Genomic DNA, 24,676 nt, shown 5'->3' with positions numbered 1-24,676 from the left:
GCTGGATAAAGGTTTTACTAGAAGCGGTTTTCGAGAAAATGTAGTGATCATCCACCAATCAGTGGTGGTGGGAGTGCTCATGGACACCGGGCAAGACAGCTCTGCAAACGGGCGACATAAGTTCCTCCCCACCCAATGGCGGCGACGAGACAGCCCACTAAAGCGGGCTAGCACGCTTCCTAGCGGCGGGAACGGAGACAAAAGCTGGAGTTGTTTTGATCTCCACCTGTTCGTTAGGCAGGCTGGTGTGTCGTCCACGTTGCAGGCTTCAAAGTGGATAAGGCGCTAAGCCAGCGTTGCTCGCTCACAGGGCTGCCACTAGCGGTCGGCTGTCGCCTGCCAGTGTGGGCTTCTGCCAGTGTGGGCTTGACCCGCTCGCCAAGCGGTGTGTGGCGCTATAACTTCCTCGGAGAGTTACTTAGCAACTGAAGAGGTCTGATCACAGATGACCAATTCAGGGGTTTGTCTGGAAACGTAAATCAGCTACTAGGTCACGCCACCAACCTAGACATACCGGCAATGCTGTCGGACGAAAATGTCCTTCCCTAATAAGCGGGACGCGGCGGATTTTATGCAGGTAACAAGACTACGCTGGGAGCAGGCTTTCTAACTCGCGTAAACGCCGGGCAAGCCGGAGCAACTCGGCGTCCGTCGTCGGCGCGCCGTCAATAATCGCTTGGCAACGCTCCGTCACTGACCGCCATTCGCTTCCTGGTCGCCCCGAACGCTCCCCCGCCGCCACACACAAATCCCGAAGCGGCGTCGTGGTCGGCAACCCCGTATAACGGCACAACCGCCGATGAAACCGCCGGTAAAGATTCTCCAGCGCCAAGTCGCGGCTCGCCGCCGCTTTCTGGATCTGGGCCATCGCGGTGACGAACTCTAGCGCATTCGTCCGTGGTTTGACGGGCAATCGTAACGGTCGCCCAAAGCGGCGCCCCAGCGTATAAGCGACCAGTAGACCGAACGCGACCGTATGCCACACCAGCCATGGAATCGGCGTCCCCCGGAAGTAGCCCAGAAAGCCGAGCAGCCCGCCGTTGGTCATCCGATAGCCGTGATGGTAATCGTCAAAAACGATGCGACCGTCGCCCTCGCCAACGGCCATGCGCGCCAAGTTGAGCACGAAGCGCGCATTGTCGCCTTCGCCGATGCCGTTGTTGGCGATGACAAACGGATCGCCAACGAAGATGATGCGCCCGTCTCCGTAGCCGACTTCCAGAACAGCGGGCGCATCCTTGACGCCAGCCAGTGGGACGGCGCCTTTGAGCCGGTGGGGTTCATCGAAATTCCCCAACTCAAACGAATGGGGTTTCGACAGCGGATGGAGCTTGACTGTCACGGCCGTCTCCGAACAGGCTAGTCGGCTAACGCCATGAAAGACGCCGCCCGGTTGCCACGGCGCGACGCTTTGCAATGGCGCTTTGCCGAAGGCCGAACCTGTCGCCTCAAGCGGCAACCGGTCGCTCGGCGACAGTTCTTGGCCGCCCAGCGCCAGCGGCCAAGCTCGCTCGAACACAATGAATGTGCCGCCGTTCACGATCCACCGCCGCAGGGCGCGCAGTTGGCGCGGTCCCGGCTTTTCACGCGGTTCGACAAAGATGACCGCGCGTACGTCGCGGTTGTCGGCCAAGGCGCGGTAATCCTGCTCCCACCGACTGACTCGCAGGCCTGATTCTTGCAACAACAGATACGCCGCTAGTGTTCCATACGCGCGGCCGGAGTGCGTCGAGCGGTCAGCGAATACATCGGATTCTTCTGCAGGTTCCGGTTTGACGTAAAACAGCAGGTTGAGGCCCAACAACAACGCCACGACCAAGGCGACGACGAGGCCGTTTTTGAAGGTCTGGCGACTCATAGCCGACGGCTAGGCGGCGGACAGCGCGGCCTGCGCTTCACGGTAACGAAGCAACGCTTGCTCGTAGTCCTCCCGGTCGCCGTGGCGCTGCCCGTACCACAGGACATCGAAGCGGTCGGTCAGTTCACGCATGGCCGGATAGAGAAGAGCTTGAGCGCGAACGGCGTTGAGGTACTCGCGGTTTGTCCAAGCCCGATTGAGCGGCACAATCTCGCGTTTGTCGAGGTCGTGCAGAAGGGCGATGTACACCTTGCGGACGGCTTGCCGCCAGTCGCCAGCTTCCGCCGCTGCGCGCGCCTGCGCCAGTAACTCATCGGCGCTTGTCTCCAACGCCACCGGTTCGCCTAGAATGAGGCGTGCACCGTCTTCCGCCATAGCCTGCTGTTGTCGCCATCGGCGCACAAACCGCAGGCCGGCTCTGCAAAGCAGCAGGGTCAAGAAAACCCACAACCCAAGTTGCACCCACTGGTTCGACCAGAGGTCCTTCGCGGCGTCGTCTAGGCTCGGCGCGTCCTTGGGGAGTTTCCCAAAGATTTTGTCAATCAGCTCGACGAGCCACGCCTGAAGGTACTCCAGCGGGGTTTTGGTCTTTTTGATCGGTTGAAACGCCTCGCGCGCCAGAATTGCCCGGATGTCCGCCGCCTCACCTTCCGGCGTTGCGGACACATGCCGTTGAACAATGTCGAGCTGCGCTTCCAGCGCCTGAAGTCGCCGACTCATCTCCCAAGGGGTTTCGGAGGCGAACAGTTCGTCAAGCGCGCTTCGGATGGACTGGTTGTTGACGGTGACGATGCTGGTCGGCGTCGTCACCGTACACCGCTCCGGTAACAGGCGGCGCAATGTCTCGCGCGCGGCGGGCGACAGCACGGCGTCCATCCGCCATGGCTTCTCCTCGGTGTCGTCAGTCCTGAGCGCCTCATCGGCCTGATGAACCAACTCCCGCGCCTCCTTCAGCCGGGCGCGGTAGGCTTCCAACGACAGTTCATCCGCCGGCTGCGCGCCGACAACGCTCCCAAGGCGAATGAGCAGGATAACCAAAACGGCTAACCAGACGGATGGCCGCCGTACGCCGACATTGCCGAGTCGAGCTGGCTTAGTACTCATAAAACCCGCGTCCGGTCTTACGCCCCAGCCATCCGGCGGCGACGTACTGCCGCAGCAGCGGACAGGCCCGATACTTCGGATCGCCGAACCCTTCATACAGCACATCCAGAATCGCCAGACAGACATCCAGACCGATGAAGTCAGCTAGCGCGAGCGGCCCCATCGGATGGTTCATGCCGAGCTTCATGATGCCGTCAATGGTCTCACGCGGCGCCACGCCTTCGTAGAGCGCAAAAATAGCCTCATTAATCATCGGCATGAGGACGCGATTGGACACAAAGCCCGGAAAATCATTGACCGTCAGGCAGGTTTTCCCAAGTTTTGCGCCCAGCTCCAAAATGTAGTTTGTTGTCGCGTCGCTTGTTGCGCAGCCCCGGATGACCTCCACCAGCGGCATTACCGGCACGGGATTCATAAAATGCATGCCGATGACCTGAGCCGGACGCTTGGTAACGGCGGCGATTTTTGTGATGGAGAGGGAGGACGTATTGGTCGCCAAGATGGTTTCAGGCGGCGTCAGCGCATCGAGTTCGCGGAACAACGCGGCTTTGGCGTCGAAGTTTTCAGTAATGGCTTCGACGACAACTTCGGCGTCCTTCACGTCGGTCAAATCAGTCGTTAGGCGAATGCGCGCCAGAACCGCTTCTTTTTCAGCAGGCGTTAGGCGGTCTTTCTTCACGTCGCGATCAAGGCCTGCGCTGATGGCGGCCAGGCCGCGTTCAAGATATTCGAGCGCGACATCGCGTAGAACAACGTCAAAACCGGCGCGAGCAGCAACTTGGGCAATGCCGCTGCCCATTGTTCCAGCGCCGATCACGGCGAAACTTCCCATGGGCCTCACAGTTGAAATCAAAGTGGTCGGTCAAACGGCGACTTAGTAGTACCGGTCCTGGTCGTCATCATCATAATCGTCGTAATCCTCGTCGTCATAGTCATCTTCGTCGTCATAGTCGGACTCAAGATCGAGTTCAATCGGATCAAGACCGACCAACCGCAGCACCGCGCCGCACTCGTCACACTCGATGAGCTCGCCCTTGTCAGCATCTTCATCTACGTGGACGGTCGCCTGGCACTCAGGACAGGTTCCCTGGGGCATACAATTCGTCTCCTTTTGAAAGTTGCCAGTAAAAGGGCGCATAAAACAGCCACGAACGTAAACGAGTCGGCGCGGCGCTGCAAGGGCGCACCACATCAGACGGCCATCGCCGATAAAACCGTCGCGTAAAACTTGTCGTGGTACAAGCGGCTGATTAGAGTCAACTATCTTGGCCCGTCCCATCAACTTTTCGCGTTCTGATGAGTTCCGGCATGTCATCAACGGAAAAAGCTGCACAGGTCAAAGCCTTGGAAGCCCAACTGGCGCAACTCGCCACCGCCCCACACACGTCGGCGCAAGATGAGGAGATTCTCCGTTTGCAGGCGCGGGTGCGAGAGTTGCAGGAGGCAATTCTTGGTGACGCAAGCGGCACCAAGGAAATGACGCCGATGGATCGCGTCAGGCTTGCCCGGCATCCTGACCGTCCATATGCGTTGGACTTCATTTATGCACTGTTTACGGATTTCCATGAACTCCATGGCGACCGACGTTTCGCCGACGACCCAGCGATTGTTTGCGGCTTTGCGCGGTTTGAGGGCGAACCGGTTTTCATCGTTGGGCAGCAAAAGGCCAACTACAAACAGCGCAAGATGGAGGACCGCAAATACCGCAACTTCGGCATGCCAAAACCGGAGGGCTATCGCAAAGCAATCCGGCTGATGCAGATGGCAGCAAAGTTTCGGCGTCCGATCATTTCGTTCATTGATACGCCGGGGGCGTATCCGGGTATTGAGGCCGAAGAGCGTGGACAGGGCGAGGCCATTGCGCGCAACATCATTGAAATGATGCGGCTGCCTTCGCCGACAATCGGCGTCATTATCGGCGAGGGCGGCTCAGGCGGCGCGCTCGCGATCGGGGCTTGTGATCGGATGTTGATGTTGGAAAACACGATTTATTCCGTCATTTCGCCGGAAGGTTGCGCTTCGATTCTGTGGCGTGATGCGAGCCAAGCGGACAAAGCCGCCGCTGCGATGAAGATCACGCCAGAGCCGCTCAAAGCAGCCGGCATTATTGACGACATCATCCCTGAACCGGGCGAAGGCGCGCATACTGATCACAAGGCGGCGGCCGAGGCGCTGCGTCCCTACCTAGTCAAGTACCTCAAGGAACTAAGCACGTTGTCGCCGGAGGAGCTGATCGAGCAACGGTACGCCCGCTATTGCCGCATGGGGGCGTTCGTCATTGAGAACTGATTTGGCGGCTTCATTCCTCCTGCGATTCGCCTTGCGCCGGTACAGTCACCCCGCCCGCCGCCCTAACCAAGCGGCGGTTTTTGTGAAACCAGCCTAGCGCGTCCAGCGCAGTTTTCACGAAGATGCAGCGCTGGCAACCCAGCGCGGCGGCCGGCGAGCGTCGGTTACCCGCTATGCGACGGCGCGTCAACGGCCCCGTTTTTCGGAAAGGTTGCTGAAACACACTAAGCCGCCCTGCCCATTGCTCGTAGGTTTGGGCGAGCCTTGTTCGCCCAGACGCGCAGGGCGGGGCGTGCTCCCGCCGCGTTGTGTTCGCACCGCCTCGGTGGGCCGCCTACCAACCCGTCAGTACATCGCCGTCTGCGCCCGATAGCCTGCGACGTTGCGCTGCATTTCCGCCAGCGAATCGCCGCCGAATTTTTCGCACCATGCCTGCGCCAGCACCAACGCCGTCATCGCTTCGGCAATCACGCCCGCCGCTGGTACAGCGGTTGTGTCCGACCGCTCAAACGCCGCCGCCTGCGCTTCCTTGGTCACAACATCCACGCTCTGCAGCGCCCGGCGCAGCGTCGAAATCGGCTTGAGATGGCCGCGCAGTCGCAACTCCTCGCCGTTTGTCATCCCGCCCTCAAGGCCGCCTGCGTGGTTTGTTGGCCGGGTAAACTTTCCGCCGTCATAGCGGATTTCGTCGTGCAACTGTGCGCCGGAGCGGTAGGCCACCGCCACGCCGTCCCCAATTTCAACAGCCTTGACGGCTTGAATGGACATGATCGCCTGCGCAAGCCGCCCATCCAACCGCAAGTCCCACTGCGTATGCGTCCCCAAGCCGACCGGCAGCCCCCGCACAACAACCTCAAACGTCCCGCCCAAGGTATCGCCGCGCTCACGGGCGGCGTCTATAGCCGCAACCATCTCTGCCTCAATTGCCGGGTCTATGCACCGCAGAACAGCGCTGTCCTGGACAGCCGCAATGCGTTCCCACGGCGCATTTAGTAGCGCATCATTGGCCGGGACGCCGCCAAGCCGTACAACATGGCTGGCAATTTCTACACCGAAAACAGCTAGCAACTGCCGCGCAAGCGCCCCGGCCGCCACTCGCGCCGCCGTTTCCCGTGCACTAGCGCGCTCCAGAATGTCTCGCAGATCATACGTGGCGTACTTCAGCCCACCCGCTAAGTCAGCATGGCCCGGACGCGGGCGCGTTAGCCGCCGGGACTTCTTCGGATCGTCGGCGATGGCGTCCCAGTCAGGCGTCGGTTGGCTTGCCATGACCGTTCGCCAGTTCTCAAAATCGGCGTTGCGAATGAGTAGCGCCACGGGCGAGCCAAGCGTCCGTCCATGGCGGATACCGGAAAGCACTTCGGCCGCATCCTGTTCGATCTTCATCCGGCCGCCGCGCCCGTAACCAAGTTGGCGGCGGCGGAGCTGGGCGTTGACGGCGTCCAAGTCAATCGTCAACCCAGCGGGCAAGCCCTCCACAATCGTCACCAGCGCTGGGCCATGGGATTCACCGGCCGTCACAAACCGCAACATAGCCTAGGTTTTTTCGCCTCCCGTAGTAGCCGCGTCACGTGTGGCGTGAGGGCGCGGCAGCGTCCAGCGCCGCGAGGTTTGCGCCTAGTAGCAGTAACAGCGATGAGACAAACGCCCACATCACCAGCGACACGGTGACGTAGAAAGGGCCGTACGTCTTCCGAAAATCCAGCAGCGGCAGACAGGCCACGAAAATGTAGTGGGCAGCTTCCCAGAGCAGTCCAACCCACACCGCCATCGGCAAAACCCGCCGCGCCGCTGGACGCTCGCTCGGTAAAATCATATACAGCCCGAACAGCATCCCGATGGTGATCGGGAGCGACAAGACTTTGGCCCCAACCAGCGCAGCCACCGTCGCTATGCGCGGGCCACCGAAGCGGCCGATGGAGTGCGTCGCCAGCCACTGCAATCCGGCCGTTAGGGCGACAATTGCCAGGAAGCAAGCGCCGCATACAAGCACCAACCCCATCGCCAACAACTGGCTCTTCCACCCGCTGCGGGGACGCTTGACCCGCCAAGCACGGTTGAGGGCGAGTTCTAGCGGCGTGAAAATGCCGGCGCTCGTAAAAATCAACGCCGCAACGGAAAACAGGGCGACACCCCGGTTGGCGTGTTCCTCCAGCACCACCCGCAGATTGCGGACAATAAAATCTTCAGCGACCGGTAGGTACGCCGCCTTGAGCAGGAAGAAGGTTGTTTCAACACCGGCGTCCCAGTGGAGCACTTCCCGGCACATCAGGAGCACTAGCAGCAGAAACGGATACAGCGCCAGCAGCGCATTGAACGCAATTGCCGAGGCTGAAACGTACACCTCATTACTGGCCAAATCGGCGACAGCCGGGAAGATGCGGTGGAACGTAAGACCAATGCGGTAGAAAAAATCAAACCGAACCGGCTCGGTCGCGGAAGCGACGTGGGATGGGGAAGCCTTGGCGTGAACACTGGTGGACATAACGGGCAAATAACAAACAGTAGGTTGCCGGAGTTTCAGCCGGCGTTCAAGTCGCGCTAACGTGTCCGCCCGCCAAAAAGCATCGTCAGAACGCTCGTTCCACACTAGAATGCCCGCACGGTAAGGCGTCGGCGTCACACGGGCGGCGTCGCAGAGGCGGAGCCCTACGCCCAGTCCACGCACGACGGCGTTCGGATGAGCCGCCGACCAACCGTCAAACATTTTTCGAGGAGCTTGAAAAATGCGTATGACACTCAAACGCGCATCGGCGCTGTGCGCGCTGGTCGCGGCGTTGTTCGTTGCGGCCTGCGCCGCCGTCAAGACAGCCGAGACGGTGGCGGTCGAGCTGGCGACTGGGACACCGGCACCGCCCTTCACAGCCGTGGACAGCAACGGCAAAACACATTCCCTGAGCGATTTCAAAGGCAAGTTTGTTGTACTAGAATGGGTCAACTTTGACTGCCCCTTCGTGGTGCGCCACTACAAGAGCGGTAACATGCAGGCTCTGCAGCGCAAATACACCGCCAAGGGCGTCATTTGGCTCTCGATTAACTCTTCCGCCGTCGGTAAGCAGGGATACTTCACGCCAGCTGAAATCAACGCCAAACTCAAAGAGCGCAACGCCGCGCCGACGGCGTACCTGATTGATACGGATGGAAAGATCGGTAAGGCATACGGCGCAAAAACGACGCCGCACATGTTCGTCATTGATCCGCAGGGTAACCTGATTTATCAGGGAGCGATTGACGATTCGGCTTCCACCGATGTTAACGAGAAAGCCAAGATCAACTACGTTGAAGCGGCGCTTGACGCGGCTATGGCTGGAAAGCCGGTGGCTACGCCGAGAACCAAGCCGTATGGTTGTAGCGTCAAATACGCATCGTAGGTTGTCGCAGTGGTGGTTGCGGTCGGCGAGCCCTTTGGGCCGCGCCGACCTTCTGCTCCGAATCCGTGCAGGCGGGCGGCGAACATCTCTCTATTGCGTCCCCTTCACACGTCAGCGCGTCGGGCTACGGCGTACGAGTTCACTGTTCACCACTGCATGCATGGAGTTGAAAGCCACAAGCGGCTCTGCAAGTCTGAGACTGGTATCGCTGAAATGGAGAGCCATTTCCCATGAGTGAAGAAGCGCCTTCGTCGTTCAAAGTCAGTGATCGCCGGTTGTTCAATCCCGACGGAACCCTTCGCGTGAACATTGAACGCGACGCCTCAGAAGAAGAGGCTGCGGCGACAAGACACGATGCAGCTCCAGCGCCGCCTGTGAACCAAACGCCAAGCGAGCTGGCGACGCCCAAGGAAGATCCATTGTTTAGTGATTTCGTCCTTGAGTTGGCCACCAACGCCATGGTGATGCTCGGCATCATAGAGCATCCGCAGTATGGGCGCATGCCGCCCGATATCGAGGGCGGGCGACACTACATAGACATCCTTGGTATGTTGGCGGAGAAAACCAAAGGGAACTTAGCGCCAGCCGAGGAACGCCAGCTTCAGGACACCCTTTCATCCTTGCGGATGCAATTCGTCGCCATCACCAACCGTATGGCTGCCAGTGTCCGCAAAGACACCTAACGGATGCAGTCTCAATCGAAGGGCGGGTTTACTAAGACCCGTCCTTGAGAATCTGGGATTGAGGAAGGTGTTCGCGGAGCGACGCGCCTCACGGGCGTCTTATCTCATGCAAGCGCCTGCTTCACTTGCGAGACTAGGCTGGCAAAGCTCTGCTCATCCAGCGTTGCTAGGTTGGCCAGCATTTTGCGGTCGAGTGTAACGCCGGCCTTTTTGAGGCCGTACATAAACCGGCTGTAGCTGAGGCCGTTCCGCCGTGCGGCGGCATTGATGCGGACAATCCACAATGACCGATAGTCGCGCTTCTTGATGCGGCGACCAATGTAAGCAAACTTCAACGCTCGCTCAACCGACTCTTTTGCCGAGCGGTAAAGCTTGCTTTTGGTCATCTTGTAGCCTTTAGCCAGCTTGAGAATCTTCTTACGTCGCTGAAGGCGTTTATTTCCACGTTTGACGCGGGGCATAGCGTTTCCGAACTCCTCAGAAAACGTTTAGTTGCCGTAGGGCAGCATGCGCCGAACCCTCGCCTCATCAGCCGGCGCCACATAAGTGTCAATGTCAAGACGACGACGACGCTTCGGCGATTTCTTGGTCAAGAGGTGACGACAATGAGAGTGTCCGCGCTTGAAGCGCCCGCTCGCTGTCGAGCGGAACCGCTTGGCGGCTCCTTTGTGCGTTTTCAATTTGGGCATAGCTAATGCTGCAACTCCTTCTGAAAAATCTGTATCAACGCCGGCCGCCCTGAAACTAGCGGGCGCGGGAGACGCCGCATAACATCCGCCAGCTCATCTCTTCGGCGCGAAAATCACAAACATCGTCATGCCTTCCATCTTAGGGCGACCTTCTACCGTCGCTACGTGCGCAAGGTCTTTTTCAAGACGAGCCAAGAGGCGCTCGCCCAGTTCGCGGTGGGTGATCTCACGCCCAATAAAACGCACAGAGGCTTTTACCTTGTCGCCTTCTTCAAGAGCGCGAATGGCGTTGTTCTTCTTGAACTCATAGTCGTGATCCCCAATCGCCGGGCGAAGCTTGATTTCCTTGACCGAAATGACGGTTTGCTTTTTCTTAGCCTCGTGCTGTTTCTTCTTTTGTTCATACTGCCACTTGCCGTAGTCAATAATACGACAAACCGGCGGGTTAGCTTGGGGCGCGACTTCCACCAAGTCCAGCCCTCGTTCCTGAGCGATCGCCAACGCTTCATGGGGCGGCATGATGCCGAGTTGACGACCTTCCTCGTCTATAACCCGCACTTCACGGTGGCGAATCCGCTCATTGATAGGCACTTGTGGGCCACGGTCGCGGGCGCTTCGATGCGGTGAGATGGCGATATGACAACTCCTTTGTTAGGGCAATGTCACGAGGACCATGCCGGTTTCCGTTGAGCCGCGCAACGCACGCGGCCGTTGACTCAGGGCGTCATCAGCCGTCGCCGCGTCTCGTCGGTGACGCGGGCCACAAACGCTTCCAGAGTAAGCGTCCCAATGTCGCCTTCGCTGCGCGTCCGAACCGCCACGTCGCCGGTTTCGGCTTCACGATCGCCCAAAACAATCATGTAGGGAATCTTGCGCAACTGCGCCTGACGAATCTTGGCGCCGATTTTTTCACTGCGAGCGTCCACTTCAACCCGTAGTCCGGCTGCACGTAGCCGCCGCGCGACCGCCGCCGCATGGTCGTTCAACCGGTCGGCAATGGGGAGGACGGCGACCTGTACCGGCGACAGCCACACCGGGAACTTGCCGCCGAAGTGCTCAATTAGCAACCCGAAAAACCGTTCCAGCGATCCCAGAATGGCGCGGTGAACCATAATCGGCGTATGCGGCCGATTGTCGGGGCCGATGTATTCCAGCCCAAACCGCTGCGGCAGATTGAAGTCCACCTGAATCGTCGCCAACTGCCACGTCCGCCGGATGGCGTCAATGACTTTGATGTCAATCTTCGGGCCGTAAAAGGCGGCCTCGCCCTCGACGCGCGTGTAGGACAACCCCAGCTTGTTAAGCGCCTTCGTCAGCGCTGTTTCCGCCAACGTCCACACTTCGTCGCCGCCTAGATACTTCGTGTGATCCTGCGCGTCACGGACGGAAAGCTCAATCTTGTACTCGAAACCAAACGTGGCGTAAACCGTCTGGGCAAAGTCCAAGCAGCCGATAATTTCGTCTTCGAGCGTTTCCGGCGTACAGAACAGGTGCGCATCATCCTGCGTAAACCCGCGCACGCGCAACAGACCGTGCTGGACGCCCGACCGCTCATAGCGATACACCGTGCCCATTTCAGCGTAGCGCAGCGGAAGCTCTCGATAACTGCGCGGCTGAGATTTGTAAATCTGGATGTGAAACGGGCAGTTCATCGGCTTGAGTTGGTATGCAACCGGCTCGTCCTCAAACTGCATGGCGGGGTACATATCGCTGCGATACTTAGCCGTATGTCCCGACGTTTCCCACAGCCGACTGGACGCAATGTGAGGCGTGCGCACCAAGTCGTAGCCGCGCGCCAGCAACTCGTCATAGAGAAACTCTTGCAACAGGTGCAAAATCAGCGCCCCCTTCGGATGGAACAGCGCCAGTCCACTGCCGACCTCCTCCGTAAAGCTAAACAGGTCGAGTTCCCTGCCGAGCTTACGATGGTCGCGCTTGGCGGCTTCTTCCCGTTGCTGAAGCCAAGCGTCGAGTTCCTCCTGGGTGAAAAACGATGTGCCGTAGATGCGCTGCATCTGCGGGTTCTTTTCATCGCCTAGCCAGTACGCGCCAGCAACCGAAAGCAGCTTGAACGCCTTAATGCGCCCGGCGCTGGGCACATGCGGACCGCGACAAAAGTCAATGAACCGGTCGCCGAGGGTGTAAAAACTGGGGTTTTCGCCGCCCTTCTCCCTAATGAAGTAGCATTTGAGTTCATCGGCGCTGAACCTCCGCAGCGCTTCTTCACGGGTCATTTCAACGCGCTGAAACGGAACGTTGCGCTTGACGATTTCCCGCATGCGCTTCTCGATGCGCACCAGATCATCGGGCGTAAAGGGCTTTTCCTGAAGAAAGTCGTAGTAAAAGCCCCCCTTGGGGTCATCTTTGAGCGCCGGCCCTGCGCCCAACTTGGTGTCCGGGAACAAATCGAGAACAGCGGCGGCCAGCAGGTGCGCCGTCGAGTGACGGTAAATCTCCAGCGCTTCCGGGTCTTCGGGAAGCACCGGCTCTACCAGGTCGGTTTCCGACACGACGTAGCTTAGGTCGCACAGTTCGCCGTTAACCCGCGCCGCAATGGCGCGTTTGGCGGACTCGGCGTCGCGCGCCTGAAGGACACGAAAGGCCGTCAAACCAGCGGCCGCGGAGTGCGCGGCGGATGACTCCATACACGTCACGAGGAACTTCCCAACATTCCTCGCCCCCAAAAGATTGCGTGGTCAATACCCACGCCTACAGACAAAGCCGCGCCGTCGGTTCGGCATCCGGACGGGATCAACGTGGTAGTCGCGCACGGATTTGAACCGTGGACCCCTACCGTGTCAAGGTAGTGCTCTACCCCTGAGCTACGCGACTGCAAGCCGCCCGACGCCAAACCGACGACGCGACAGTAGGTCGTGGAATGTACCGGTCTCACCGTCGGCTGTCAAAGGAAATCCGCGAAACCGGCTCTTGCCTTCACCTGCCTACGGACGCAGGGCGGCGTTGGGCTTGGGCGCCAGCTTAGGCGTCGGCGGCAAGTGCTGATTGTCGTCGTGATCGTGATGCCCGCCGCCGTTTTCCTTGCCGCCGCAAAAGAAGCCGTACTCAATCACCAGACCGCTCTTACCGTTGGACGGGTGATTGGGAATCTTGTAGGCGACGACGATCATGTGATCTTGGCCGGATGAAACAGGACGCCCGGCGTGAAGAAGCCGAAGTCATGCCGGCCGTAAAACCACTCACCCAACAGGATACAGCCGGTGCTTAATGATGGGCTGCTCGAACGCGGCGATAGGGTGAACCGTGGTCTTTTTGAAGAGATTCCGCGTCCCGAAGCTGACGCCGGCGGTGAGGCGGGTGTGCGTCTTCGGCAGCACCAAGCTGCCGTGTGAGTACGTAAAGCCGCCCAACCCCTTGCCGCGCAAGTTGTAGATCAGCATTTGTCCAAACGTCCACTTGACTTCCAACTTGGGGTGTTTCTTCTGGAAAAACAGGACGGCGGCTTTGAACCTGACGCCAATGTTTTCATTGGCGCTTGCGGCGTGCCGCTGTTGTACGTCGTCAACGCCAACTCAGTGTTCTTACCGATGCCGTAGCAGTAGAAGTTCGTTCCGTACCAGTAGCGGCCCGGGTTCTACGGTCGCCACTGGGTCTCGTGCATGATGAAGTGGCGTCCCTTCGGTGTGATGTCGGCCGAGGGCATGTTCGATTGCCTGTTGCGCTTGCGCAGCCGTCGCGCCCAACACTCCCCAGAGCAAAGGCCTCAAAAACCACCGTAAAAGACAACGGGAAGGCGATGACTTCATGCAGCAACTCCGTCAGCGTCTGTGTGTGTGTGGGGGGGGTAAGGCAGCGCTTTACGTCTGAGGCGACCGCCAAGCAACGGCTTAGATTCTACCGAAGGGCGATGTATCCTTAACCCACAGCAAGTTTTCCGACGAGGAGCGCAGGCATGGTCATCCAGAAGCGAACCATCGGCATTGTCGGGACGGGGAATGTCGGCGTCGCGGCGGCGTATGCGCTGTTTATGCAGCGGACGGCCGGCGACCTCATTCTGATTGACAAGGATCAGCGCCGTGCGGAAGGCGAAGCGCTTGACCTGATGCATGGGCAGCCGTTTGCCGGCCCGACGCGCGTGCGCGTCGGGGACTACGCCGACTTGGCTGAGGCGCAGTTGGTGATTATCGCCGCCGGAGTCGGCCAGCGGCCCGGTGAGACGCGGATGGACCTGATGGAGCGCAACGTCGCCGTCTTTCGCGCCATTCTGGCTGAACTGGATCGCCACGCGCCGCAGGCGCTGCTCGTGATTGCGACCAATCCGGTGGACGTGTTGACCTATGTGGCGCAGGCGCTATCCAGACGGCCGGCGCGGCTGATCATCGGCACAGGGACCATGCTCGACACGGCGCGGTTTCGCAGTTTGCTAGGGGAACACTACGGCGTAGACCCACGCTCAGTGCATGCCTACATTCTGGGCGAGCACGGCGATACGGAATTTCCCGTCTGGAGCAACGCCCACATCGGCGGTTTGCCCCTAATTGGCAACGTCATTAACGGCCGTCCTTATGACCGTCCGGCGCTGGACGCCATTTTTGAGCGAACGCGCCGCAGCGCCTACGACATCATCGAGCGGAAGGGCTACACCAACCTTGCCATTGGTTTGGTCATCGCCCGGCTGGCGCGGACCATTCTCGACGATCAACGCAGCGTCCTGCCGGTCAGCGTCCGTTTGCAGGGAGCGTATGGGGTGTCGGGGGTTTGCTTGAGTCTGCCGAGCATCGTCGGGCAAACCGGACTCGAAACCAGCATCTTGCCGGCGCTGGACGACTCGGAACTGGCGGCGCTGCGGCATTCGGCGGCCGTGCTGCGGGAGCGGATTGCGGAAGCGCTCCCTGCCGATCAACTGTCGGTCGCCGACTCGCAGCAGTCTCATTCCTAAGTTTGCGGCGGGAGTTTGCGGCGGGCGCAATATGACCAAAACGATCAATCCCTACCTCAACCGCGTCGCCATTCGAGACCCAGCGCAGTTTTACGGTCGCCGGCGCGAAGTCGCGCGGATTTTCTCGCGGCTGGGAGCCGGACGACCGCAGTCCATCGCCGTCGTCGGTGACCGACGTATCGGTAAGTCGTCATTGCTGAACTACCTGTGCGCACCGTCCGTACGCGAGCGGTATTTGTCGCGGCCGGAAGAGTATGTCTTTGTGTTTTTTGATTTGCAGCAGCGGCGGCGCATTACGCTGGATGATTTTCTGGACGCTTGGCTGGTGGAAATCGAACGCAGTGCGGCGTTGCCTCCCAGCGGCAAATGCGGCTTCGACGGCATACACGCGGCGCTTGATACGCTGCGGGCGACCCACCGCAAGCTGATCGCCGTCTTCGACGAGTTTGACATTCTGACCTCGAACCGCGCCTTTTCGGCGGATTTCTTCGCCTTTCTCCGGGCGCTGGCGAACAACTACGAAGTAGCGTATGTAACTTCGTCGGGGCGTGACCTTCAGGAACTGTGTCACGCCGAGCAGATCGCCGACTCCCCGTTTTTCAACATCTTCACAAACATCTACTTACGCGCTTTTCCCGACGATGAAGCTACCGAACTGATTGTGCAACCGTCCGAAGCGGCGGGCATCCCGCTTGCTCCGTACGCCGACGAGATCCGGCGGTTGAGCGGCAATTTTCCCTTTTACCTGCAAATCGCCTGTTCGATTTACTTTGAACAGCTTCAGGAGAGCGGCCGCCTCGACCTTGCGGCGGTGGAGGAAGCCTTTGACGACGAGGTGCGGGGCCACTTTCGCTATCTATGGGAGCATTTCTCGGCGGACGAGCGGGCGGTGTGTCAGGCGCTGGCATCGGGGCAACCTATTCTGCGGGAACACACTTATGTCTTCGAGGATTTCAAGCGCGCTGGGTATGTCGTCTTGGAAGCCGATGGGAGCCCGCGCTGGTTTTCACGGCGTTTTCTGCCGCTTGTGCTTCGTCCGGTTCGCAGCGTCGGCGAACACGTCACCGTGCCGCCGACGCTCGAAATTCCAGCGCTGCTGCAGCCAACCTCACAGGATGACACCCAGTCGCTGCAGTTGAACGGGGCGGCGACGCCGACGCGCTTTGGGCGGTTCGAGGTCATTGAGCGGTTAGGCGGCGGCGGCATGGGCGATGTTTTTCTGGCGCGCGACGGCGAACTCGGCCGCAAGGTCGCTATCAAGGTGCTCAAAGCCCGCTACGCCCACCAATCGGAAACCCGGCGGCGCTTTCTGCGCGAAGCCCGCATGGTGTCCAACCTCAACCACCCCAACATCGCTACTCTGTACGAGATTGGCGAAGTCGAAGGCGTACCCTATCTGGTGATGGAATACATCCGAGGCAAAACCATCGCGCAGTGTCTACGTGAACAGGGGCGCTTTACCTGCGCTGACGTGTGCCGCATTGGGGCGCAGGCCGCCGAAGGGCTGGCGGCGGCCCATGCCGGCGGCGTGGTTCACCGCGACATCAAGCCGTCCAATCTGCAACTTGACGCCGAGGGTAATGTCCACATCATTGATTTTGGCCTCGCCAAGCTGGATGTCGGAACAGAAGGAACGCCAATGTCGGCTTCGGATGACCACTTGCCTGCTGTCTCCGACATCACTGAACCCGGTGTTCTAGTCGGCACAGTTACGTACATGTCTCCAGAACAGGCGGCGAACGACGCCCACGCCTCCCTCGCCGGAGACGTGTTTTCGCTAGGGATTGTGCTGTACGAAATGACAACCGGCCGGCTGCCCTTCGACGGCAAGTCGTACTACGAAGTCTTGGACGCCATCCTGCATGCGACGCCGGCACCAATTTGGGATTGGCGGCCGGACGCCCCGTCGGGACTGGTTAACGCCATCAACGCGGCGCTAGCTAAGCGTCCAGCCGACCGACCGACCGCCGCCGCGCTTGCGCGGATGCTCCGGCAAACTGCCCTCTAACTCTCCGCGAAAATGCTGCGCCGACGGCTTGGTGGTTGGCGTGTGCCAACAATGAAAGGCGTGGTTCGACGCCGGTGGTGACAACGCTATCAGCTCGCTTTGTCAGCGACCTCGCGTCAGCTGGCCGGAAACACCGGAGACCGGACAGGCGCAGATGCCGTCAAGCAAAACACCGGCTTGACCTTAGCGTAAGCGCATACTACGTTTTCGCCCGGAGGAACGCCATGAACACCCGCGCGCGCTTTTTCCTGTTCCAACACCGCAAGCTGGTTTGGCGCCGGCGCTTCGGCTGCTTCTTCCTCGCTTGGCTGTTCCTCGATCTGTGCGTCGTCCACATGCTGAACCCGCAGTACGCCGCCGCCGAACTGTTTGGCTGCGTCGTTCCGGCCGTTGTCGCCCTGCCATCCGATGCAACGGCGCCAACGCCGGGCTGGACGGCCGTCCCTACCGGGCTTGAGACGGCGGAGCGATTGCTGCCCGTGCATTCCTGTTTCTGGAACACCCAGTCGCTGCTTGACGCGCCGACCGTCGCGCTGCCACCGCAGTGCTTTGTCTTGTCGTCCGCAGCGCGCCCCACGGTTCGGCTGGTCTGGTACGCCCGGCTCTTCCTCAAAAGCATCTTCCATCCGCCGCGACTCGCCTGACCATCGCTGTTGTGCGTCGCCGTGCGCCCGTGCCCGTACACACGGATGCGCGGCCGCTTTCCATCAACAACGCAGTTGGTCAGGAGCATCGTCATGACAACGGAAATCAGGCCGGAAACCATACCGGCTGGAGAGGCGACGGCTGTGCCGCCGCCTGCTACGCCGTCGCGCAGGCAGAGCTGGCTCGCTTGGGCGGTGACGCTGGCCGCGCTGGGCGTCCTAGCGGCCGGTGTCGGGCTATGGCTGAACCTGCGCCGTCCGGCGACAACAGCAACAAAGCCGTCCCCTGCCGCTGTACGAGAGACGGCGCGCAAGTCGGTCATTGAGCTTGAATCGTCCGCAGGCGTCATTGTCGAACCGGCGCGCATGCAAAGCCTCACGACTCGCCTGCGCGTCGCGGGAACGGTTGAACTTAACCCACAGGCGAATGTGGTGGTCGCCCCGTTGGTGTCCGGGCGGGTTATACGGGCGCTTGTCGCACAGGGCGCGCGTGTGCGTGCCGGTCAACCGCTGATCGTTCTGGACAGCCCGGAAATTGCCGACCTCCACATCCGGCTGCACGACGCGGAAACCCGCCGCGACATTGCGGCACGCAACCTCCGGCGCGTTGAGCGTGACGAAAGCCGGATCGCCTTGGCACAGGCGCGCGCCCGGCTGGCGCAGGCCGAGGCCACCTTCCAGCGCTTCAAACAGTTGTTTGAAGCTGGCATTCTGTCGCGGCAGGAACTACAGGACGCCGAAACGACCTACGCCACAGCCAAGGCAGAGTACGATTTTCAGCGCGTCGTCGGCCAGGAGCGCGACTTGCGCGAAGCGCGGGCGGCGCTTGAAGTCGCCGAAGTCGAGGTTAAGCACATCGAGGATCAACTTGCGGCTTTGGGCGCGCCGCCGACTGCTGCCGCCGACCACCCGACGGCGGAAATTACGCTCACGGCGCCGCTGTCCGGCGTCGTCACCGACCGGATGGTCAACGTTGGCGCGTTTGTCCAAGCCGGGACGGCGCTGCTGACGATTGCGGATTTGCGCACAATGTGGGTCATCGCGGCTGTCCCTGAAGCCCAGCTTGGGGCCATTCGCCTTGGGCAGCCGGTTGAAGTTCATGTGCCGGCACTGGGCGTACAGGCGCTGCGCGGGCGCGTCGCCTTCATTGAAGCCCAAATCAACGCCGACACCCGCACAGTGCGAGTGCGGATTGAGGTCCCCAATCCGGGCGAACGTCTGCGGGCGGCGATGTTCGCCGACGTGGATTTCCTGACGCCGGCCGCTGCGCCGGAGCTTGTCGTGCCGACCGAGGCCGTCCACCGACTCGGTGAGCGGACGGTCGTGTTTGTCGCAGGCGCATCGCCGCATGAGTTCCACGTCCGCGAGGTGGAGATTGGCGACGCACAAGGCGATGTTGTCCCCATCCGCCGGGGACTGGCCGTCGGCGAGCGTGTGGTCGTCCGGGGCGGCTTGGCGCTCAAAACGCAACTGATCGGTTTGGCGGACAGAGAGGAGTAACGCCCATGCTTGACCGCATCCTGCGCTTTTCGGCGACGCATCCGAGCCTCATCCTGCTGGGCGTTTTGCTGCTGGTCGTCGCCGGACTGGACGCCTTCCGGCGGCTGCCGATTGACGCCGTGCCGGATGTCACCAACAACCAAGTGCAAGTGCTCACGTCCGCCCCGGCGCTGACGCCGCTCGAAGTTGAGCGCCAGATCACGTTCCCGATTGAAACCGCGCTGGCCGGGCTGACCGGCGTCGAGGAAATCCGGTCACTGTCGAAGTTTGGACTTTCGGCCGTGACAGTAGTTTTTGACGATGACGTAGACATTTACCGCGCCCGCCAGTTGGTGTTCGAGCGGTTGGCGTCCGCCCGCGACCAGATTCCGCCCGGCGGCGGCTCGCCGTCACTTGGCCCGATTAGCACCGGGCTGGGTGAGGTGTACCAGTATGAGCTGCGCGCCGCACCCGACGCCGGTCACGACGCCATGAGCCTGCGCGTCATCCAGGATTGGATTGTCCGCCGCCAGCTGCTTGGAATGCCGGGTGTCGCCGAAGTCAACAGCTACGGCGGCCTGAGCAAGCAGTATCAAGTCCGTATCGAGCCGGCCAAGCTGCACGCCTACGGGCTGACGCTCCGCGACGTGATGGACGCCGTAGCGCGCAACAACGCCAACGTCAGCGGCGGGTCCATCGTCCGCGGGCCGGAGCAGTACCTTCTGCGCGGCGTCGGCTTGGCGCAGTCCGTGGAAGATATCAAGCGCATTGTCGTGAAGACCGGCCGCGACGGCGTGCCGGTGTTTGTCCGCGACGTGGGCGAAGTCGTGTGCGCGCCGCCGGCGGTACGGCAGGGCGCAGTGACGGCTGACGGCGCAGGAGAAACGGTGTGCGGCATTGTGCTCATGCTCAAAGGCGCGAACGCCCGAACCGTGACGCAGGCCGTCGCCGAGCGCCTTGAAGAGATTGCCGCCACCTTGCCGCCGGGCGTCCACATTGCGCCGTTTTACGACCGCGCCGAGCTGGTCGGCCGCACCATCCGCACTGTGATCTGGAACCTGACCGAAGGCGCGCTCATCGTCATCGGCGTACTGCTTTTGTTGTTGGGACACTGGCCGTCTGCGTTGCTTGTGGCGACTGTCATTCCACTCTCGATGCTAGGCGCAGCGGTCGGCATGCAGGCGCTGGGGATTTCGGGCAACCTAATGAGCCTTGGCGCCATTGATTTCGGGCTGATTGTGGACGGCGCAGTGATTCTGACCGAAAACAGCATCCGGCGCGTCGCCGAGCGGCGGCATGACCTTGGACGCGCGCTGACGACCATCGAGCGGCGGCAGGTAGTCGTCGCGGCCTCCAGTGAAGTGCGGCGCGCGACGATGTTCGGCGAAATCATCATCGCGCTGGTTTACGTGCCGCTGCTGGCATTGCGCGGCGTTGAAGGCAAGATGTTTGCGCCGATGGCGTTGACCGTACTCTGCGCCCTCGGCAGCGCAGGCGTTTTGTCGCTGACCTACGTCCCAGCCATGCTTGTCTTCGTACTGCGCGGTCGGGTGGCGGAACGCGAAGCACCGCTGATCCGTTGGGCGAAACGGTGGTATGCCCCGGCGTTTGACGTGGTTCGTCGCCGACGGGCGCAAGCCGCAGCCGTAGCGTTTGGGCTGCTCGTGACGGCCGGCGCAGCCGCGCTCTCACTGGGCGCGGAGTTCATCCCCCGGCTCGAAGAAGGCGCGCTCGCCATCCAGATTCAACGACTGCCCAGCGTGTCGGTCGCGGAAGCCGTCCGTACGGCGACCGAAGTCGAGCGCGTCCTGCTGACGTTTCCCGAGGTGACAAAGGTGGTGACGAAAAACGGCAGCGCCGAAATCGCCACCGACCCGATGGGTATCGAGCTGGGCGATATGTACGTTGGCTTGAAACCACCGCACGAATGGCGAACGGCACGCACCCGCGAAGGCCTAATCGCCGCCATGAGCGACGCGCTGAAGCGGCGCGTCCCGGAAGCGCGATTCAGCTTCACGCAGCCGATTGAGTTGCGCGTATCTGAACTCATCTCCGGCGCGAAATCGGATATCGCCGTCAAGGTGTTCGGCGACGATCTCAACATTCTGCGCCGCCGGGCTGAACAAATTGCACAGACGCTGGCGCACATTCCCGGCGCAGCGGATGTCAAGTTGGAAACCATCACGGGCATGCCGCAGGTGCAAGTGACGCCGGATCGGGCGGCGCTGGCGCGCTACGGACTGAATGTCGAGGCGGTCAACCTGCTGGTGGAATCGGTCGTCGTCGGGCGCGAGGTCGGCGTCGTCTATGAAGGCGAGCGGCGGTTTCCCCTCGTGGTGCGCTTGGACGAGGCAAGCGGGCGGAGCGTTGAAACACTCAAGGCGTTGACGCTTGCGACGCCGACCGGGACGCGCGTCCCGCTGGCGGCCGTGGCCGACGTAGCCGTAACGGAAGGCCCGGCGCAGGTGTCGCGTGAGCGCGGCCGTCGCCGGATGGTGGTGGAGTGCAATGTTCGCGGGCGCGACATCGGAAGTTTTGTGACCGAGGCGCAGGCGCGACTCAAGCGGGAGGTTTCCTTGCCGCCCGGCTACAGCATCACGTTTGGCGGGCAGTTTGAAAACCTGCAACGCGCAGCGGCGCGGCTGGCGGTGGTCGTCCCAGTCGCCCTACTGCTTATTTACGCACTGCTTTACATGTCGTTTGGAGAAGCGCGTGCGGCGGCGCTGGTGTTCACCGGCGTGCCCTTCGCAGCCGTCGGTGGCGTGGCGGCGCTGATGCTGCGCGGCATGCCGTTTTCGATTTCAGCGGGCGTCGGCTTCATCGCGCTGTTCGGCGTCGCCGTCCTCAACGGGCTCGTCTTGATTTCCGCCATCAGAAACTTGCGTCGTCAGGGCTTTCCACTGGAAACGGCGGTTCGGGAGGGCGCGCTGACGCGCGTCCGGCCGGTGCTTACAACGGCGCTGGTCGCCAGCCTAGGGTTTCTGCCGATGGCGACGGCGACTTCGGCCGGTGCGGAAGTGCAGCGGCCACTTGCCACGGTCGTCATCGGCGGGTTAGTGACGGCGACTATGCTGACGCTGCTGTTGCTGCCCATCCTCTACGAATGGATGGAACAGCGAGCGGCGCACGCCGGTAAGGAGGTGTAACCCGGATGGCCCAACTGCCAATTTACAGTGATTCCTACCGCCCATCGTCGAACTGGGCCAAACGCCTCGAAGACGTTCAGAAAAGCCGGCCGGCCGAAGCCGTCGCCAGAGCGCAGGCGCGATTGTTGCCCGGATGGGTCGAGGGTTTGCGCGCCTACGAGCCGCCGCCTGACGGGCCGCCGCTGGCGGCGCTAGAACGGGCGGCGCGGTGGCTATTGGCGCGGGCGGCGGCCAAACCCGACGGCCATCGGGACGCGCTGACGCGCGCCGATCTGGAAGCGGCCTGCCGGGCGCTGATCGGCAATAACGAGGGAAGCCATCCGGTCTGGCGCACCGATGAAGGTCGTCCCCAGGTGGAAACCCACCGTCCGGCGTCACCGACGGTGCTGCCGATGTTGCTGGACATGACACTCGACTGGTTTACGACGGATGCGTTTGCCGAGCTCCATCCGGTTGAGCAGGCTGGGTTGTTCCATCTGCGAATGCTGGACTTACAGCCTTTCGCCGCGCACAGCGCAACGCTGACGCGCCTGCTGGCGAGTTTTTACACGCTGCGCGCCGGGCTGCCACCACTGATCCCGATCGCCGAGGAACAGTCGGCCTACCGGGACGCTGTCGGGTATGCTTTCCAAATGATCACGCAGCCGGGCTTGGAGCTGTTTGCGCGCTGGCTACTGGCGGCATATGAGCGGATTGAGTCTGAACAGGAGGAACTCAAGTGAGATTCTTTCGAGTGACCACCGGCGCATTTCAGGCGCACACCTACTTCTTGATTTGTGAACAAACCCAACAGACCTTGGTCATTGATCCCGGTGAAGAGTTTGACGCCATCGCGGACGCCATCCGTAGGGAGCGGCTGAAAGTGACGCACATCGTTGTTTCGCACGCCCATCTCGACCATTTTTGGAGCGCTGGGGCGCTCAAGGCAATGACGGGCGCGCCGATTTATCTGCATCCGGCGGACGAATTTCTGTACCGGCAGTTGCCGGAGCAGGGGGCGTGGTTTGGCTTCACGCTAGAGGAAGCGCCGCCGGTGGATGTGTACCTGAAAGACGGCGACGTACTGACGTTTGGGCGGGAACAAGTCAAGGTGCGCCACGTGCCCGGACATTCACCCGGACACGTGATGCTCCACAGTGAAACGGACGCCTGGGTGGGTGATTGTTTGTTCGCCTCATCAGTTGGGCGAGTGGACCTGCCGGGCGGCGACGGCCCGACGCTTATCAGATCCATCGAAGAGCGCATTGTGGCCTTGGGCGAGCACTACCAGATCCATCCCGGTCATGGGCCGTCTACAACCGTAGCGCGTGAGTTAGCTGTAAACCCGTTCCTGAGCGGCCGCATCCGCTGGACAAGTTGACGGTGAAGCGGCGGTCAATGTCCGCCACGCGACTAAAACTTCGTAATGCTGATGTCTTCTGCGCGCTCTTCTGGTTTGGTGAGGAAAAAGCCAAGAGCCGAACCGCCAGCGGCCACAAAACATACGATGGCGATCCAAAACTTGTAGGTTTCTGTCGAGGATGTCTGACTCATGTAAAGCCACGCGCCCACGATGGCCAGCAAAATGGCGGCAACAAGCAATCCAATCCGTAAAGGGGACATACCGATAGCCTCCCATGGGTTTGACCGTGTGACGGGTCGGAAGTGGGACGGCGGCAGCGCGCCGCCTCCGGCGCATCCACCGCCGATTGGATTCGGCGAAAGTGTGCGCATTATTACACGTGTTCCGTAACCGGCCAAGTCGGCGCAACTAACAACGGGAAGAAAGCTGTTGCAATTGGCGGCCGCTGTGCTAACATAGCGATTTTTCGAGGAAAGCATGGTGTACACCACCAAGGAGGTTTATCCGCCGGCGTAGCTCAGTTGGTAGAGCAACTGACTTGTAATCAGTAGGTCACGGGTTCGAGTCCCCTCGCCGGCTCTTCACAATTTGGCAACGTGCAGGGGTGGCCGAGCGGTCAATGGCAGCAGACTGTAAATCTGCCCTCCTCAGTGAGTTCACAGGTTCGAATCCTGTCCCCTGCACCAGCTTGGGTTTGGGCGGGAGTAACTCAGTGGTAGAGTCACGGCCTTCCAAGCCGTTGGTCGCGAGTTCGAATCTCGTCTCCCGCTCCATTCACGCCCATATAGCTCAGTCGGTAGAGCACTTCCTTGGTAAGGAAGAGGTCACCGGTTCAAGTCCGGTTATGGGCTCTTGTAATTTCGCATCGCCCTCGAAGGTGGGCGATGCACTATTTTTCGCGGCAACGCGCGGCATTTATTGAGGTTTTGACATGTCGAAGGAGAAGTTTGACCGGAGCAAGCCGCATGTCAACATTGGGACGATAGGGCATGTGGATCACGGGAAGACGACGTTGACGGCGGCGATTACGTCGGTGTTGGCGAAGAAGAATCCGCGGGTGCAGAAGAAGAGCTACGATCAGATTGACGCGGCGCCGGAGGAGAAGGCGCGTGGGATTACGATCAACACGGCGCATGTGGAGTACGAGACGGCGGCGCGGCACTATG

The 24,676-nt window shown here is 60.9% G+C and carries 25 protein-coding genes and 5 tRNA genes; 16 read left to right on the top strand and 14 right to left on the bottom strand.

The genetic code is table 11. The annotated features are described in order from the left end of the window. Positions 1 to 586 precede the first annotated feature (586 nt). From NZ585_05495 to NZ585_05480, 4 genes are read right to left on the bottom strand one after another with little or no spacing between them, the layout of a single operon-like run. Positions 587 to 1,858 (bottom strand): DUF4350 domain-containing protein, encoded by a 1,272-nt coding sequence (locus NZ585_05495; protein ID MCS7079490.1) that lies wholly within the window; start codon positions 1,856 to 1,858, stop codon positions 587 to 589. 9 nt (positions 1,859 to 1,867) lie between these two features. Further along, positions 1,868 to 2,962 carry a DUF4129 domain-containing protein gene (locus NZ585_05490; GenBank protein MCS7079489.1) on the bottom strand — a complete coding sequence of 365 codons (1,095 nt, stop codon included), beginning with the start codon at positions 2,960 to 2,962 and terminating at the stop codon, positions 1,868 to 1,870. Next, complete coding sequence (locus NZ585_05485) at positions 2,952 to 3,794, bottom strand: 3-hydroxybutyryl-CoA dehydrogenase (protein ID MCS7079488.1); 843 nt, start codon at positions 3,792 to 3,794, stop codon at positions 2,952 to 2,954. The genes NZ585_05490 and NZ585_05485 overlap by 11 nt, the downstream gene beginning before the upstream one ends. Before the next feature lie 42 nt (positions 3,795 to 3,836). Next, entirely contained in the window at positions 3,837 to 4,058 is a 222-nt protein-coding gene (locus NZ585_05480) for a hypothetical protein (GenBank protein MCS7079487.1), read from the bottom strand. Positions 4,059 to 4,270: 212 nt separating this feature from the next. Here NZ585_05480 and NZ585_05475 point away from each other — a divergent pair, with 212 nt between their 5' ends. After that, the gene (locus NZ585_05475) at positions 4,271 to 5,251 is read left to right on the top strand and encodes an acetyl-CoA carboxylase carboxyltransferase subunit alpha (protein MCS7079486.1); all 981 of its coding nucleotides are present in this window, start codon (positions 4,271 to 4,273) and stop codon (positions 5,249 to 5,251) included. Between the two features lie 345 nt (positions 5,252 to 5,596). Here NZ585_05475 and aroC read toward each other — a convergent pair whose 3' ends face one another. Continuing rightward, positions 5,597 to 6,784: a chorismate synthase gene (aroC, locus tag NZ585_05470; GenBank protein MCS7079485.1), complete on the bottom strand. Its 1,188-nt coding sequence runs from the start codon at positions 6,782 to 6,784 to the stop codon at positions 5,597 to 5,599. A 34-nt stretch (positions 6,785 to 6,818) separates the two neighbouring features. Continuing rightward, positions 6,819 to 7,958: a YihY/virulence factor BrkB family protein gene (locus NZ585_05465; protein ID MCS7079484.1), complete on the bottom strand. Its 1,140-nt coding sequence runs from the start codon at positions 7,956 to 7,958 to the stop codon at positions 6,819 to 6,821. Positions 7,959 to 7,977: 19 nt separating this feature from the next. Here NZ585_05465 and NZ585_05460 point away from each other — a divergent pair, with 19 nt between their 5' ends. After that, positions 7,978 to 8,622 carry a thioredoxin family protein gene (locus tag NZ585_05460; protein ID MCS7079483.1) on the top strand — a complete coding sequence of 215 codons (645 nt, stop codon included), beginning with the start codon at positions 7,978 to 7,980 and terminating at the stop codon, positions 8,620 to 8,622. A 230-nt stretch (positions 8,623 to 8,852) separates the two neighbouring features. Continuing rightward, positions 8,853 to 9,305, top strand: a complete 453-nt coding sequence (locus tag NZ585_05455) for a DUF1844 domain-containing protein (GenBank protein MCS7079482.1) — start codon at positions 8,853 to 8,855, stop codon at positions 9,303 to 9,305. A gap of 104 nt (positions 9,306 to 9,409) precedes the next feature. On the opposite strand, the gene rplT is transcribed toward NZ585_05455, so the two are convergent. From rplT to NZ585_05420, 7 genes are all read right to left on the bottom strand, one after another. Further along, the gene (rplT, locus tag NZ585_05450; protein ID MCS7079481.1) at positions 9,410 to 9,766 is read right to left on the bottom strand and encodes a 50S ribosomal protein L20; all 357 of its coding nucleotides are present in this window, start codon (positions 9,764 to 9,766) and stop codon (positions 9,410 to 9,412) included. A gap of 27 nt (positions 9,767 to 9,793) precedes the next feature. Then, positions 9,794 to 9,994, bottom strand: a complete 201-nt coding sequence (gene rpmI, locus NZ585_05445; protein ID MCS7079480.1) for a 50S ribosomal protein L35 — start codon at positions 9,992 to 9,994, stop codon at positions 9,794 to 9,796. A 93-nt stretch (positions 9,995 to 10,087) separates the two neighbouring features. Continuing rightward, the gene (gene infC / locus NZ585_05440; protein ID MCS7079479.1) at positions 10,088 to 10,585 is read right to left on the bottom strand and encodes a translation initiation factor IF-3; all 498 of its coding nucleotides are present in this window, start codon (positions 10,583 to 10,585) and stop codon (positions 10,088 to 10,090) included. A gap of 125 nt (positions 10,586 to 10,710) precedes the next feature. After that, complete coding sequence (gene thrS, locus NZ585_05435; GenBank protein MCS7079478.1) at positions 10,711 to 12,639, bottom strand: threonine--tRNA ligase; 1,929 nt, start codon at positions 12,637 to 12,639, stop codon at positions 10,711 to 10,713. Between the two features lie 112 nt (positions 12,640 to 12,751). After that, a tRNA-Val gene (locus NZ585_05430) sits at positions 12,752 to 12,826 on the bottom strand. Between the two features lie 110 nt (positions 12,827 to 12,936). Further along, positions 12,937 to 13,122, bottom strand: a complete 186-nt coding sequence (locus tag NZ585_05425) for a hypothetical protein (GenBank protein MCS7079477.1) — start codon at positions 13,120 to 13,122, stop codon at positions 12,937 to 12,939. A 69-nt stretch (positions 13,123 to 13,191) separates the two neighbouring features. Beyond that, positions 13,192 to 13,392, bottom strand: coding sequence for a hypothetical protein (locus NZ585_05420; GenBank protein ID MCS7079476.1), 201 nt, complete (start codon positions 13,390 to 13,392; stop codon positions 13,192 to 13,194). Between NZ585_05420 and NZ585_05415 the strand changes: the two genes are divergently transcribed. The 8 genes from NZ585_05415 (at position 13,393) to NZ585_05380 (ending at position 23,528) form a co-directional block, all read left to right on the top strand. Beyond that, positions 13,393 to 13,548: a hypothetical protein gene (locus NZ585_05415; GenBank protein ID MCS7079475.1), complete on the top strand. Its 156-nt coding sequence runs from the start codon at positions 13,393 to 13,395 to the stop codon at positions 13,546 to 13,548. A gap of 356 nt (positions 13,549 to 13,904) precedes the next feature. Beyond that, positions 13,905 to 14,891, top strand: a complete 987-nt coding sequence (locus tag NZ585_05410) for an L-lactate dehydrogenase (protein ID MCS7079474.1) — start codon at positions 13,905 to 13,907, stop codon at positions 14,889 to 14,891. 31 nt (positions 14,892 to 14,922) lie between these two features. Then, entirely contained in the window at positions 14,923 to 16,899 is a 1,977-nt protein-coding gene (locus tag NZ585_05405; protein MCS7079473.1) for a protein kinase, read from the top strand. 224 nt (positions 16,900 to 17,123) lie between these two features. Then, positions 17,124 to 17,543 (top strand): hypothetical protein, encoded by a 420-nt coding sequence (locus NZ585_05400; protein ID MCS7079472.1) that lies wholly within the window; start codon positions 17,124 to 17,126, stop codon positions 17,541 to 17,543. 93 nt (positions 17,544 to 17,636) lie between these two features. After that, entirely contained in the window at positions 17,637 to 19,043 is a 1,407-nt protein-coding gene (locus NZ585_05395; protein MCS7079471.1) for an efflux RND transporter periplasmic adaptor subunit, read from the top strand. 5 nt (positions 19,044 to 19,048) lie between these two features. Continuing rightward, entirely contained in the window at positions 19,049 to 22,168 is a 3,120-nt protein-coding gene (locus tag NZ585_05390) for a CusA/CzcA family heavy metal efflux RND transporter (protein MCS7079470.1), read from the top strand. Between the two features lie 5 nt (positions 22,169 to 22,173). Then, on the top strand, positions 22,174 to 22,890 hold the full coding sequence (locus NZ585_05385; protein MCS7079469.1) for a Fic family protein: 717 nt from the start codon (positions 22,174 to 22,176) through the stop codon (positions 22,888 to 22,890). Continuing rightward, on the top strand, positions 22,887 to 23,528 hold the full coding sequence (locus tag NZ585_05380) for an MBL fold metallo-hydrolase (GenBank protein ID MCS7079468.1): 642 nt from the start codon (positions 22,887 to 22,889) through the stop codon (positions 23,526 to 23,528). Before NZ585_05385 ends, NZ585_05380 begins: the two co-directional genes overlap by 4 nt. A 32-nt stretch (positions 23,529 to 23,560) precedes the next feature. On the opposite strand, the gene NZ585_05375 is transcribed toward NZ585_05380, so the two are convergent. Beyond that, on the bottom strand, positions 23,561 to 23,770 hold the full coding sequence (locus NZ585_05375) for a hypothetical protein (protein ID MCS7079467.1): 210 nt from the start codon (positions 23,768 to 23,770) through the stop codon (positions 23,561 to 23,563). Between the two features lie 246 nt (positions 23,771 to 24,016). On the opposite strand from NZ585_05375, the gene NZ585_05370 reads away from it, so the two are divergent. The 5 genes from NZ585_05370 to NZ585_05350 all read left to right on the top strand — a co-directional run. Continuing rightward, positions 24,017 to 24,089: transfer RNA gene (locus NZ585_05370), tRNA-Thr, on the top strand. A 19-nt stretch (positions 24,090 to 24,108) separates the two neighbouring features. After that, positions 24,109 to 24,196: transfer RNA gene (locus NZ585_05365), tRNA-Tyr, on the top strand. A gap of 12 nt (positions 24,197 to 24,208) precedes the next feature. Further along, positions 24,209 to 24,283 (top strand) — tRNA-Gly (locus NZ585_05360). Positions 24,284 to 24,288: 5 nt separating this feature from the next. Continuing rightward, positions 24,289 to 24,361, top strand: a tRNA-Thr gene (locus NZ585_05355). A gap of 80 nt (positions 24,362 to 24,441) precedes the next feature. After that, positions 24,442 to 24,676 (top strand): GTP-binding protein (locus tag NZ585_05350; GenBank protein ID MCS7079466.1); only part of this gene is annotated, 235 nt, incomplete at its 3' end.

This window comes from Chloracidobacterium sp., from assembly GCA_025057975.1.
GTDB lineage: Bacteria > Acidobacteriota > Blastocatellia > Chloracidobacteriales > Chloracidobacteriaceae > Chloracidobacterium.
The sequence above is the reverse complement of the archived record's forward strand: the minus strand, read 5'-3'. Positions and strand labels throughout refer to the sequence as shown.

Coding starts and splice junctions, on each gene's coding strand:
- NZ585_05400 (MCS7079472.1), top strand. CDS start 17,124: ATGAACACCCGCGCGCGCTTTTTCCTGTTCCAACACCGCAAGCTGGTT.
- NZ585_05460 (MCS7079483.1), top strand. CDS start 7,978: ATGCGTATGACACTCAAACGCGCATCGGCGCTGTGCGCGCTGGTCGCG.
- NZ585_05375 (MCS7079467.1), bottom strand. CDS start 23,770: ATGTCCCCTTTACGGATTGGATTGCTTGTTGCCGCCATTTTGCTGGCC.
- NZ585_05395 (MCS7079471.1), top strand. CDS start 17,637: ATGACAACGGAAATCAGGCCGGAAACCATACCGGCTGGAGAGGCGACG.
- NZ585_05490 (MCS7079489.1), bottom strand. CDS start 2,962: ATGAGTACTAAGCCAGCTCGACTCGGCAATGTCGGCGTACGGCGGCCA.
- NZ585_05495 (MCS7079490.1), bottom strand. CDS start 1,858: ATGAGTCGCCAGACCTTCAAAAACGGCCTCGTCGTCGCCTTGGTCGTG.
- NZ585_05480 (MCS7079487.1), bottom strand. CDS start 4,058: ATGCCCCAGGGAACCTGTCCTGAGTGCCAGGCGACCGTCCACGTAGAT.
- rpmI (MCS7079480.1), bottom strand. CDS start 9,994: ATGCCCAAATTGAAAACGCACAAAGGAGCCGCCAAGCGGTTCCGCTCG.
- NZ585_05465 (MCS7079484.1), bottom strand. CDS start 7,958: ATGTTTGACGGTTGGTCGGCGGCTCATCCGAACGCCGTCGTGCGTGGA.
- rplT (MCS7079481.1), bottom strand. CDS start 9,766: ATGCCCCGCGTCAAACGTGGAAATAAACGCCTTCAGCGACGTAAGAAG.
- NZ585_05425 (MCS7079477.1), bottom strand. CDS start 13,122: ATGATCGTCGTCGCCTACAAGATTCCCAATCACCCGTCCAACGGTAAG.
- NZ585_05455 (MCS7079482.1), top strand. CDS start 8,853: ATGAGTGAAGAAGCGCCTTCGTCGTTCAAAGTCAGTGATCGCCGGTTG.
- NZ585_05420 (MCS7079476.1), bottom strand. CDS start 13,392: ATGCTGATCTACAACTTGCGCGGCAAGGGGTTGGGCGGCTTTACGTAC.
- NZ585_05475 (MCS7079486.1), top strand. CDS start 4,271: ATGTCATCAACGGAAAAAGCTGCACAGGTCAAAGCCTTGGAAGCCCAA.
- NZ585_05410 (MCS7079474.1), top strand. CDS start 13,905: ATGGTCATCCAGAAGCGAACCATCGGCATTGTCGGGACGGGGAATGTC.
- thrS (MCS7079478.1), bottom strand. CDS start 12,639: ATGGAGTCATCCGCCGCGCACTCCGCGGCCGCTGGTTTGACGGCCTTT.
- NZ585_05485 (MCS7079488.1), bottom strand. CDS start 3,794: ATGGGAAGTTTCGCCGTGATCGGCGCTGGAACAATGGGCAGCGGCATT.
- NZ585_05390 (MCS7079470.1), top strand. CDS start 19,049: ATGCTTGACCGCATCCTGCGCTTTTCGGCGACGCATCCGAGCCTCATC.
- aroC (MCS7079485.1), bottom strand. CDS start 6,784: ATGTTGCGGTTTGTGACGGCCGGTGAATCCCATGGCCCAGCGCTGGTG.
- NZ585_05385 (MCS7079469.1), top strand. CDS start 22,174: ATGGCCCAACTGCCAATTTACAGTGATTCCTACCGCCCATCGTCGAAC.
- NZ585_05405 (MCS7079473.1), top strand. CDS start 14,923: ATGACCAAAACGATCAATCCCTACCTCAACCGCGTCGCCATTCGAGAC.